Origin of the sequence: Algoriphagus sediminis (assembly GCF_030403435.1) — a bacterium.
GTDB classification, from domain to species: domain Bacteria; phylum Bacteroidota; class Bacteroidia; order Cytophagales; family Cyclobacteriaceae; genus Algoriphagus; species Algoriphagus sediminis.
In genome coordinates this window covers 300,469-312,049 of record NZ_JAUEPH010000005.1, presented here as the reverse complement: position 1 = coordinate 312,049, position 11,581 = coordinate 300,469, and the positions used below count along the sequence as shown (strand labels likewise).

At 41.2% G+C, this 11,581-nt stretch carries 9 protein-coding genes; 3 read left to right on the top strand and 6 right to left on the bottom strand.

Features of this window, described 5'->3' with window-relative positions:
- The first annotated feature begins 39 nt into the window (after positions 1–39).
- Together fbp and QVH07_RS13055 are read left to right on the top strand one after the other, a co-directional pair.
- Positions 40–1,074 (top strand): class 1 fructose-bisphosphatase, encoded by a 1,035-nt coding sequence (gene fbp, locus QVH07_RS13060; protein ID WP_290000987.1) that lies wholly within the window; start codon positions 40–42, stop codon positions 1,072–1,074.
- A 69-nt stretch (positions 1,075–1,143) separates the two neighbouring features.
- Positions 1,144–2,304 (top strand): PQQ-dependent sugar dehydrogenase, encoded by a 1,161-nt coding sequence (locus QVH07_RS13055; RefSeq protein ID WP_290000986.1) that lies wholly within the window; start codon positions 1,144–1,146, stop codon positions 2,302–2,304.
- 30 nt (positions 2,305–2,334) lie between these two features.
- On the opposite strand, the gene QVH07_RS13050 is transcribed toward QVH07_RS13055, so the two are convergent.
- From QVH07_RS13050 to QVH07_RS13040, 3 genes are all read right to left on the bottom strand, one after another.
- A complete protein-coding gene (locus tag QVH07_RS13050; protein WP_290000984.1) occupies positions 2,335–3,399 on the bottom strand; it encodes an NAD(P)H-dependent glycerol-3-phosphate dehydrogenase in 1,065 nt (354 codons plus the stop codon).
- Positions 3,374–5,074 carry a 1-acyl-sn-glycerol-3-phosphate acyltransferase gene (locus tag QVH07_RS13045; protein WP_290000983.1) on the bottom strand — a complete coding sequence of 567 codons (1,701 nt, stop codon included), beginning with the start codon at positions 5,072–5,074 and terminating at the stop codon, positions 3,374–3,376. The genes QVH07_RS13050 and QVH07_RS13045 overlap by 26 nt, the downstream gene beginning before the upstream one ends.
- Positions 5,075–5,148: 74 nt before the next feature.
- On the bottom strand, positions 5,149–5,634 hold the full coding sequence (locus QVH07_RS13040; RefSeq protein WP_290000981.1) for a DUF4199 domain-containing protein: 486 nt from the start codon (positions 5,632–5,634) through the stop codon (positions 5,149–5,151).
- A gap of 156 nt (positions 5,635–5,790) precedes the next feature.
- Here QVH07_RS13040 and QVH07_RS13035 point away from each other — a divergent pair, with 156 nt between their 5' ends.
- On the top strand, positions 5,791–6,765 hold the full coding sequence (locus QVH07_RS13035; protein WP_290000980.1) for a polyprenyl synthetase family protein: 975 nt from the start codon (positions 5,791–5,793) through the stop codon (positions 6,763–6,765).
- On the opposite strand, the gene thrC is transcribed toward QVH07_RS13035, so the two are convergent.
- Genes thrC through thrA form a run of 3 tightly spaced genes read right to left on the bottom strand, consistent with a single transcriptional unit; the run spans position 6,766 to position 11,450 of the window.
- A complete protein-coding gene (thrC, locus tag QVH07_RS13030) occupies positions 6,766–8,061 on the bottom strand; it encodes a threonine synthase (protein WP_290000979.1) in 1,296 nt (431 codons plus the stop codon).
- Positions 8,062–8,070: 9 nt separating this feature from the next.
- Positions 8,071–9,000 (bottom strand): homoserine kinase, encoded by a 930-nt coding sequence (locus QVH07_RS13025; RefSeq protein ID WP_290000976.1) that lies wholly within the window; start codon positions 8,998–9,000, stop codon positions 8,071–8,073.
- Positions 9,000–11,450: a bifunctional aspartate kinase/homoserine dehydrogenase I gene (gene thrA, locus QVH07_RS13020; protein ID WP_290000973.1), complete on the bottom strand. Its 2,451-nt coding sequence runs from the start codon at positions 11,448–11,450 to the stop codon at positions 9,000–9,002. The genes QVH07_RS13025 and thrA overlap by 1 nt, the downstream gene beginning before the upstream one ends.
- Between the last annotated feature and the right edge of the window lie 131 nt (positions 11,451–11,581).

The window sequence follows — 11,581 nt, the reverse complement described above, 5'->3', positions numbered from 1 at the left end:
TTCGATTATATAAACCCAATAATTGTACTTTTCTTATAAATGAAAATTCTACCTTACGAGCCAGACAACTCAGGACTGGCCTACTCGGTGGGTACCACACTCGACCGTTTTATCAAGCTAAAACAAAGTGAATTCCCTTTTGCCTCAGGAGAACTTTCGCAATTACTCAGGGATATTGCTTTGGCAGCAAAGATAGTCAACAGAGAAACCAATCGTGCCGGACTTGCCAATATTGGAGGAGCCTTCGGCCAAACCAATGTCCAGGGAGAAGAACAGCAGAAACTTGATGTCATTGCGAATATCCGGTTCATGCGTGCACTTAGTAAAGGCGGCGAAGTCTGTGCCATTGTTTCTGAAGAAGAAGACTCAGTAATCGATCTTCAAAATAAATCAGGAAAATATGTGATTGCTATTGACCCCCTGGATGGGAGTTCAAATATCGACGTGAACATAAGTATAGGTACCATTTTCTCAATCTATCGGAGAAAGACTCCCCCTGGAAGTCCCATCACAAAGGAGGATATCATGCAGCCAGGACGGGATCAGGTGGCTGCCGGGTATGTTCTTTATGGATCCTCGACTATGTTGGTCTACACCACAGGTCATGGAGTAAACGGCTTCACATATGAGACTTCATTGGGTGAGTTTTTCCTTTCTCATCCTTCCATTAAAGCTCCTTTGGATGGCAGCATTTACTCCATCAATGAAGGACTTCAAAATCAATGGAAGAATGGAGTAAAAGAGTACATTGATGAGTGTAAATCAAAGAATTTTGCTGCAAGGTATATTGGGTCTTTAGTCGCAGACTTCCACAGGAATCTTCTGAAAGGTGGAATTTACCTTTACCCTTCTACTGAGAAAAATCCAGATGGAAAGCTAAGATTGCTTTATGAAGCAAATGCGCTAGCATTTATCGCAGACCAGGCCGGGGCTTTGGCCACCAATGGGGAAATTCCAATTTTAAATATCCAACCAAGCAGTCTGCACCAAAGAACTCCTTTGTTTATTGGTTCCAAAAAAATGGTCCAGAGATTTGAATCAATCTCCAAGGGCAAAGTACTTCAGAAATATTAATCGGAAACTGTTTGGCAGAACTTTCGAGCAGGTGGAATAGTTTGTAAATTTGAATAAATAAAGAATCCTATGAAACCTATTTACAAAGTATTCACTTCTTTATCGCTTGGAATAATTTGTCTTTTTTCCTCATGCGAGGAGAAAGCCAACGAAGTTGAAGAAGTAATTGATGCCACTCACGCCATCCAAACTGAAAAGCATCTGATTAAGGTTGACACGCTCTACACAGAGTTCAAAAATCCATGGGGTATGACCTGGCTCGATGATGGTACTATGCTGGTCACTGAGCGAAGTGGAGAGATTCTTTTATTTAAGGATGATCAATTCACAGGTGAAAAAGTTTCTGGCCTGCCAGATTTTTATGTCAAAGGGCAAGTGGGACTAATGGATATAACGGTTCATCCAAACTTCTCGGATAATGGTTGGATCTACATTTCTTATGGAAAACCGATGCAGGACAGTCTAGGTGCGACGGCTATTATGCGATTTAGACTTGAAGGTAATCAGGCTACGAACCAGGAAGAACTTATCGTGACTGCCCCCCCATGGGAGACTGGAAGGCACTATGGTAGTCGAATAGTTTTCGATAATGATAACTATCTCTATTTCTCGAATGGAGAGCGTGGGAATAAACCTGAAAACGCGCAAGACCTGACTAATTCCCATGGTAAGATTCATAGAATCCATGATGATGGAAGGATACCTAATGACAATCCCTTTGTTGGAATGGAAGGCGCCGTTTCTTCAATCTGGACCTATGGAAATAGAAATCCTCAGGGAATGGTCTATGACTCAGAAAATGATAGAATTTGGGAATCAGAGCATGGCCCGATGGGCGGTGATGAAGTAAATCTTATAGAAAAAGGAAAGAACTATGGATGGCCAGTAATCACTTATGGTCAAAACTATGATGGTACTCCGATCACAGACATCACCGAAAAAGAAGGTATGGAACAGCCCGTCACATATTACGTTCCCTCTATTGCTACATGTGGTATGACACTGGTGACTTCAGATAGATATCCTGAGTGGAAAGGAGACTTACTAATTGGGGCATTGGCCAAAATGCATATCAATAGAGTAGATTTAGAAGGTACCGATGCTATGGGGCAGGAGATTATGTTTCAAGACATCGGCCGGGTCAGAGATGTGGAGCAAAGTCCTGATGGATACCTGTATGCCCTAACAGAAGGAACAGGATTAATGGTTAAATTTCTTCCTGTGAATTAAATCTAAAGGCTTCTTTTCAGAAGCCTTTTTTTATACAAAATCCACATCCACGCTAAATGGATATTTCATCAAAAACTGTAAAGCGTCGGAAATAGGCACCCCTTCGAAAAGTACCTTGTAGAGATTTTCGGTGATTGGCGCACGCAAATCAGTAGATTCGAGAAAGGCCCGAATTATTCTTACTGTATTGATACCCTCAGCCACCTCTTCCATATCTTCAATTATTTCTTGAAGGTTTTCGCCCTTGGCTAAGCGATATCCAACCGTGTAGTTTCTTGAGTGAACAGAATTACAAGTAGTCACCAGATCTCCGATTCCAGCGAGACCCATTACTGATTTAATACTACCACCGAGTTCATTACCGAGATGGATCATCTCTACCATCCCTCTTGAAATCAAAAGTCCTTTTGCATTCTCTCCTAATCCCAGGCCTGCAAGAGCACCCGCAGCTATGGCAATGATATTTTTCAAAACTCCGCTGAGCTCCACCCCGATCATATCAGAATTACCATATACCTGGAATTTATCACTGCGAAGAAGCCTTTGACCTTCGAGAATGACCTCATTGTATTTACTTGCTACAACAGTAGCTGCAGGTTGTCCTTGCCTTAACTCTTTTGAAATATTTGGCCCGGCCAGACATCCCACTCGAACTACCACTGTCTCCTCCGTGATAACTTCACTCATGGTAAGAATTTGTGATCGCTTCATTCGCTTCATCTGATCCAAATTCTTTCCTTCAGGAAGATTAAGACATAAGCCTTTGGTACCGTGAATGATCACGTGATAAGGAAACAGATAGGGTGCGAAACTCCGAGTTACCTCCTGAAAACCGGAGGATGAAATCATGAAAAATAAAAGATCACACTGCTTGCAGAGTTCTTCTGGTTCGGTTGTCGCCCTGATATTTTCGGGAATTGCTTTTCCTGAAAGTGTATTTTTAGAATTTATTTCTTCTACTATTTCAGGTTTTCTGGCGTAAACCAAAACATCTACTTTTTCAGCAAGCATAATTGCTATGGCTGCGCCAAAACTACCTACCCCCACCACTCCGATGGGCTTTTCCTCCTTATCTAAAAAGCTTTTCGAGTCCATAGCCTGTAAGTCTATTGTGATAAAAATAAAGCAAACTCATATCCTCTGTAACCAGGTTTTCTTCACTGTCCTTAATAAGAGGCCGCTTGGCATGATACATTCCTACGTTTCTTAGCCCATCTTCGATCAACTCATCCATGGGTAGTGCTAAGTGAGGAGCGGTATTGATGAGACCTTGAGATTTTAACACCAAAATCTGATTTAGTACGATCTGACAAGCCTCCTTAAAGTCAGAATAAGGGATATGAATCTCTTCTTCTGGAAGTCGAATAAGGTCAAAAAGATCAAGCTTAGAATTCTCTTTTTTGATTATTTCAAAGGCAGTAAAAGCTACTAGATGGGAGCTAAACACTCTGTTTATTTTATGGAATTCCTCCACTATTCTGATCCCAAGGCGATTTGTGTATTCTTCTTCTCGCTGTGTATCCTCAGAGATTTTCCCGTCAGAAATAAAATAATCCTGTGTATTGATCACTCTCCCATTTTTATCCAAACTCCTTCCGTCTTCATCCACAAAGTTGCCCAATACATCCATGGCCTTCCCAACTGAAACCGAAATGTCAGAGCCTTTTGTGAAAAACTTCACTAGAAACTTTGAGATTTTGTACGAATTAGAAAACTCATCATTCTCTTTGTAATACCTCTCTTGTCCTGTAATGCTGAGGTAATCTTTAATCAAGCTTGGTGCTTCTAGCACAAAATGATAATTGATGGTGACAGGGACCACGAAGACCTTCCCTGAAACGTCAAACTTTCCCTCCTGATAATTGGCTCTTTGGGCTTCAATGGCAGTACTGAGTAGTCCAAGCTTTAGTTTTTTCTCAATATTTCCACTCCTTGATCTCGTACCCCCCGGGAAAAATAAGCTGTGACAACCAAACTGAATCGCCTCCTTTGAATAGGTTTTCAGCGTCTCCAGGTACAGCAAGTTCTTTTTCCTCCGATCCACTTTATAGGCTCCCAGAGCATTCATGAAATAAGCAAAAATGGAAATATTAAAAAGATTCAGTCCGGCACCATAAATGAATGGTGGCAAACCCAAAACAGAAATAATCCAACCGATCAGGATGCTATCTAAGTTACTAAAGTGAGTAGGAACCATTACGATGGTACCTTTAGTGGCCAGATCCCTTAACTGATCCGTTTCTCCGGTAATCTGAATCTTATCCTGAAGAGTATACTGGTTGGAAAAAATTGATCGAAATCCTTTAACCCTGGCTGCATTAAGTAATCTTGAAAAGCCATAGGTAACTACACTCCGAGTGAATTTGTAATGCGTGGCCTTGAAATTACTGGCTATTTCTTCCGCATACCGATTCGTAATCCGATACAGAATCTTATTATACTCTTCAAACTTCTTCTTTTCCGAAAGCTTAGGACCGGTACTTAGGGTCAATAAATCTCTCTTTACATCGCCCCAGAAATCTGCCTCATCGTCAGGGTCTACCGCCCAGGGATTTTGTTTGATTCGGAGCTTTTCACGATACATCGTGGTTTCCAGCTCCTCCTTCAGTATCTCAGAATCATTGCCTGTGATTTTCAGAATACGATCTTCCGCTTCCTTAGAAACTTTCACCACGAATTCCTTTCTTTCTCGCGCAAGCTTAACCACAGGCCATTCAGCCTTCTTCGGAAGGATGGGTTCGTACTTTCGTTTTAGATATTTTTCTTCCAAATGAATAGTATTCCGTCAGTCGACAAAGATATACAAAATCAACTCTTAGGGCTTATCAATCTGTATTCACTAACCTAGGATTCTTTTTTTGACTTCACGAAAATAGCTACCACTGCTGAGGTAATTATTCCTACTATAAGTGCAAATATGGTAGATTGAATGATGTAATTCTGAAGATTAAAATACTCTTCTGCTTCTTCCTGCGTATACCCTTGAGTTTCCACTGAGTAGTTGATCACATTTGTAAAGTAATCTGGGGTAATTATCGTAGAAGTAATATACTGGGACAAGGGAGTAAATATGGTTACAACGAGGGTAAGGATGACTCCACTGATAAAACCCTGTTTATAGGTCATTTGACCCTGGTAAAAGTTATTCTTTTTATCCCTAAGGGCAAAAACATAAATGGCTATGGCCACAATTGCGAAAAAATTAGTGTAGGTAGCATGATCGGCAATATTTTCATCATGCCAACCTAGTGCTCTCTCCATTACCATCCAAGCTAGGGAGACCAGGATGAAAATAACTCCCCATTTGATTTCAACTGTTCTATTCTTCATGGTGCTTTTGGTTTTGTTTGTCTACCAAAAGTGGTAGCTCATACAAAATACTATTTTTTGGAAAACTGTATGGAAAGCTAGGGGTTTTCAGTCGGAAGAATACTATTCACTTGGAGAGCCAAGAAAGCCTAGTATTTTTACAGGATCAAAACCGAAATGAAAGCGGATCTCAAACAAATACAATCCCCGATTAAGGCCGAAATGGCTGAATTTGAACTTAAGTTCAAAGATTTGATGAAAAGCCGGGTTAAGCTTCTCGATCATATAATGAATTATATCGTGAAGCGGAAAGGAAAGCAGATGCGACCTATGTTCGTTTTTCTTTCATCCGGTGTCTGCGGTGGAATAAATGAATCGACTTATCGGGGAGCTGCACTTATCGAACTTCTTCACACCGCCTCCTTAGTCCATGATGATGTAGTAGATGATGCAAACTACAGAAGAGGCTTTTTTAGCATCAATGCACTATGGAAAAATAAGATTGCGGTACTGGTCGGAGACTTTTTGCTTTCTAGAGGTCTGCTTTTGAGCGTTGATCATAATGATTTTGAGTTTCTCAGGATTGTCTCAAATGCCATGAAAGAAATGGCTGAAGGAGAACTTTTGCAGATTGCTAAGGCCAGGAAACTCGACATCACAGAGGATATTTATTACGACATCATTCGCCAAAAAACAGCAAGTCTTATGGCTTCTTGCTGTGCAATGGGCGCTTCGAGTACAGATAGTGATCCTGAGACAATTGAAAAAATGCGAGTTTTTGGCGAAAAGGTAGGAATGGCATTTCAGATCAAAGACGATCTTTTCGATTATGGTGAAGATGAAATCGGTAAGCCTGTGGGTATTGACATTAAGGAAAAAAAGATGACTCTTCCCCTCATTTTTGCTCTTCAGAAGGCTGACTGGTTCGAAAAAAAGAGGATTATTTTCCTGATTCGAAATAAAAGTAACAGCAAGAAATCAGTCAATGAAGTAATCGAGTTCGTGAAGAAAAGTGGAGGCCTGGAATATGCCAAAACCGTCATGAACAAATACTACAAAGAGGCAATGGATATTTTGGAAGTATTTCCAGAAAGCGACTACAAGCAGTCTTTGGCTGATTTGGTTAATTATTCCATTGAGCGGAAGAAGTAATTAATTTCCTTTCAGATAGTTTTTAAAGCTCAGAAAATCACCATCCATCGATTCCGATTCCTTTTTTCCTTTCAGGAATTTTTCAAGTCGATCCGGTAGATCCACTTTCATATTTAAAGTTTCTTCTACGACCTCTCTGAATTTGCCCGGATGGGCTGTTTCGAGAAAAATGCCTTGAAAACCGGGATTTTCTTCCATGAAGGATTTTAAACCGAGATAGCCTACCGCACCATGAGGATCAGCCAAATATCCTAACTTATGGATTTTTTGAATTGCCTCTCTAGTCTGGTGGTCGTCAAAGAAATACCCTTTGACAATTTTTCGAAGTTCAAAATCATCCTGATTGAATAAAGCCAGGAGCCTGGGAAAGTTACTTGGATCACCCACATCCATACTATTTGAAATAGTTTGAACAGATGCCTGCGGATGGAAAACAGAACCATTCAAGTAATCTGGAACAATTTTGTTGAGATTCGTAGATGCCACAAACTGATCAATGGGTAACCCCATTTTCATGGCTAAAATTCCTGCGGCTAAATTTCCAAAGTTTCCACTTGGAACTGAAACCACTAGCTTTTTCTGATAAACTTCTAATAATGAATAGGCTCGGAAATAATATAAGGCTTGAGGAATCCAGCGAGCAATATTTATGGAATTCGCAGAGGTCAGAACCATTTTCTCATTTAGCTCCTGGTCTAAAAATGCCTGCTTTACCAATCGCTGACAATCGTCAAAAACCCCATCTATTTCCAGACATTTGATATTCTCTCCTAAAGTGGTGAACTGCTTCTCCTGAAGCTTACTCACTTTGCCTTTTGGAAATAAAATAATCACCTCTACTCCATCTACTCCCAAAAATCCATTGGCCACAGCACTACCTGTATCTCCGGAGGTTGCCACTAAAACACGGACTTTTTGAGCCTGGTTTTTGAGAAGCATACTCATCAGCTTTGAGCAAAATCGAGCTCCAAAATCTTTAAACGCAAGCGTGGGACCATGAAATAATTCCTGCGAATAAAAATCAGGCTCCACTTTCACTAAAGGAGCATCAAATGCCAAGGTATGATCTACCAATTCCTTGATTTGCTGCACTGATAGATCTTCAGAAAAAAGATTTCCAATCACTTCATAACCGATTTCTTTGAAACTTTTTCCAGGCAAGGATTTTATAAACTCTTCCCTTAGCCGTGGGATCTGTATGGGAAAGTAAAGACCTTGGTCTGGGGCCAAACCTTTAATGATAGCTTCAGCAAGTCCTACCTCATGTTGACGATTATTTGTACTGAAAAATCTCATTTCATTTGCTTATTGGATGACGAATCCACCCTTGGTATTTATCCTGGAAAAATAAGCCTTAAGGCTTAGACCAAGATTATCGTAAATTTCTTTTGCTTTTTGCACGAAGTGCTCATGCTTTTCCTTTCCCTCAGATAAAATAAACAAGGTCGGACCCGAACCTGAAATCCCCAATCCTAGGGCACCTAGTTCTAACATAGCCTTCTTCACTTCATCAAATCCAGGTAAAAGACTGGCACGATATGGCTCTGCAATTACATCCTCCAGAGACCTCGAAATTAAAGCATAATCTGATTGGAATAATCCTGCTACTAATCCAGCCACGTTTCCCGATTGGGTAATGGCATCCTTAAGCGGGATTCTATCTTTCAGCACACTGCGTGAATCGGATGTATTCAATTGATAATTCGGGTGAAGTAAAGTACAGGTTAAATTATCTGGAACTGAAAGCTTTATTACATCTAGAGGTTTATATCCTCGAATCAAAACAAACCCTCCAAGAAGACTTGGAGCCACATTGTCAGCATGAGCAGTTCCACATGCTGCTCTTTCTGCTTCCATTGCAAAAGGCAAAAGCTCATTCTTTGGATAGGGATTACCCAAAAGTTCATTGACTGCCACTAAGGCCGCCACTGCACTGGCTGCACTTGACCCCATTCCAGAACCAAGAGGAAGGCCCTTTTCCAATTCTATATCGAAACCTTGATCTGAACCCAAATCATCCAGCATGGCTCTAATCGCAATGCTACAGGTGTTTTTATCCGCCTCCAAAGGAAGTCGACCGCCATCACCTTTAATAGAAATGACACGAAGGACTTTCTCATCATTCTTCGAAAGAATCACATGATCTCCAAGAGAGTCCAGCGCAAATCCAAGGATATCGAATCCACAGGAAACATTGGCAACGGTAGCTGGAGCGAAAGCTTTTACTTTTTCCATTACTCCCGAGTATAATTACCAATTCGAATCACATCAGCGAAAACCCCTGCGGCAGTCACATCCGCACCTGCACCTGGTCCCCGAATAATCATGGGGAAATCATGATACCTTTCAGTAGTCAGCAAAATCATATTATCACTCCCTTTTAGACTGCTGAAAGGATGAGTTTGGGGAAGTGAATTCAGTCCAACTTTTGCCTTACCATCTTCTAAGGTCGCCATAAAGCGAAGTTTCTCATTTTTGTCTTTTGCCTCTTTAAGAAGCTTTGAGAAGTGCTCGTCATGGCTTTTGAGTTTCTCGAAGAATTCTTCTACAGACTTGGCGTCTTGGCAATCTTCTGGAACCATACTCTGTACTTCAATAGAATCAAACTCCAGGTCCTTTTCTGCTTCCCTGCCCAAAATCAAAATCTTTCGGGCCACATCCATTCCACTCAAATCATCCCTTGGGTCTGGCTCTGTGTATCCCTTTTCCTTGGCTTGTCTAACAACTTTTGAAAAAGGTGCTCCATTCTCCAATTCTGAGTAAATGTAATTCATTGATCCACTTAGGACTGCTTCAATCTTAATCACATTATCCCCACTAAGCATCAAATCCTGAAGAGTGCTGATGACCGGAAGTCCAGCGGCTACATTAGTCTCATACAGAAATTTAACCCCTCTCTTTCTTGCCAATTTCTTTAGGCCAAGATAGGATTCCAATGAACTTGAATTCGCTTTTTTATTTGGAGTGACAATAGCAATTTTCCCTTGTAGAATGCGCTCATAGGCATCAGCCACCTGTTGAGAAGCCGTACAATCCACAAGAACCGAGTTAGAGAAATTCATGTCTTCTACCTGTTGTATAAATTTCTCCAAATCCATTTTGTCATCGTTAGAACTTAACTCATGAGGATTTGCTAAATCAAAACCGTCTTCATGAAAAGCCATGAATCGACTGTTTGCAAGTCCATGAACCTGAATATCTAATTCAGAGCTTTGCTTCAGCTTCTCTTGGCGTTTATAAATCATTCCAAGAAGCGCCTTTCCAATCAAACCAGTTCCAATGAGAAAAACGTGAAGCACCTTATTTTCTGAAAGGAAAAACGCCTCATGTAGAGCATTCAAGGCTTTTTGTAGATCCTGGTGTGAAATCACAGCAGATATGTTTAGCTCTGAACTTCCCTGGGCAATGGCTGCCACGTTGATATTATTTCGACCCAAAGCACGAAACATCCTTCCCGCAGCTCCAGGGTTCTGTTTCATATTCTCCCCCACCACTGCGATGGTGGCGAGGTCATGTCGGAGGGTCACCTGTTCCATGTCCCCAGACTTGATTTCGTAGTGATACTCTTCCTCTATCGCCTCTTTGGCGATTTCAGCCTCACCGGTCTTAATTGCCAGACAGATGCTATGCTCTGAAGAAGCCTGAGAGATAAGCAGTATATTGACTTTGGCCTCAGCCAAAGCTCTAAAAATTCTACTGCTGGAACCAATAGACTCGATCAAACCGGTACCAGACACCGTCACCATGGAAATGTTGGACATAGAACTGATACCCTTAATGAGACTTTTTCTGTTTACCTCTCCATTAATCAGAGTACCTGACTTCTTAGGCTCAAAAGTATTTTTAATGTAGATCGGAATATTATTCCTCATAGCAGGCTGCATGGTAGCCGGGAAGATCACTTTGGCGCCAAAGTGGGAAAGCTCCATAGCCTCATTATAGCTGAGCTCAGGAATGGTGAATGAGGTGTAAACCAGATTGGGATCTGCTGTTAGGACACCAGACACATCTGTCCAGATTTCCAGATCCTCTGCATCTAAGGCAGCAGCCAATATCGAGGCGGTATAATCTGAGCCTGATCTTCCAAGTGTAGTGGTTTCGCCTTTCTCTGTAGAAGCCACGAAGCCAGTGACCACTTTCAGCCCTTCGTGATTTTTAAAAAAATCATGGATTAATTTATTACTGGTTTCAAAATCAACCTTAGCCTGGCCAAATCTTGAATTGGTTTTGATCACTTCTCTGGCGTCCAGAAATTGAGTTTCAATCCCATGGGCCTTGAGCGATTCCGCAAGCATAAAAGTGGAAAGCCGCTCACCAAAGCTCACCACATAATCCATGGTTCTGGGAGAACTCTCCTTAATGAGAAATATTCCATGAAAAAGATCTTCGAGCTCATTAAACCTAACTTTCACATAGGTCATGACCATAGATTGCTGGTGAACAGGGATCAGCTCCCGGACCAGAGTCATATGCTTTTCTTCTAGTGTTTGAAGTAGAACCCTGTACGTTTGATCTCCTTTTTTAGCGAGTTCTGCTATCTCGAGAAGACTTTCAGTGACCCCTCCAAAGGCAGAAAAAACAACGCATACTTCATGCGTCTTTAGCTTGTCTTTGATGATGTCAAAAACTAACTGGATATTTTCTGTGCTTGCGACGGAGGATCCTCCGAATTTTAAGATTTTCATTGGAAATGAATTAATGGAAATACTGGGATTAGGTGGCTCAGAGCCAAAAGGGCGGTATGTGAAGAATAAAACGGGACTACCCCGTGATACCGGTGGTCATTGTTGTCATCCCAAAAAATGTCATACCCATT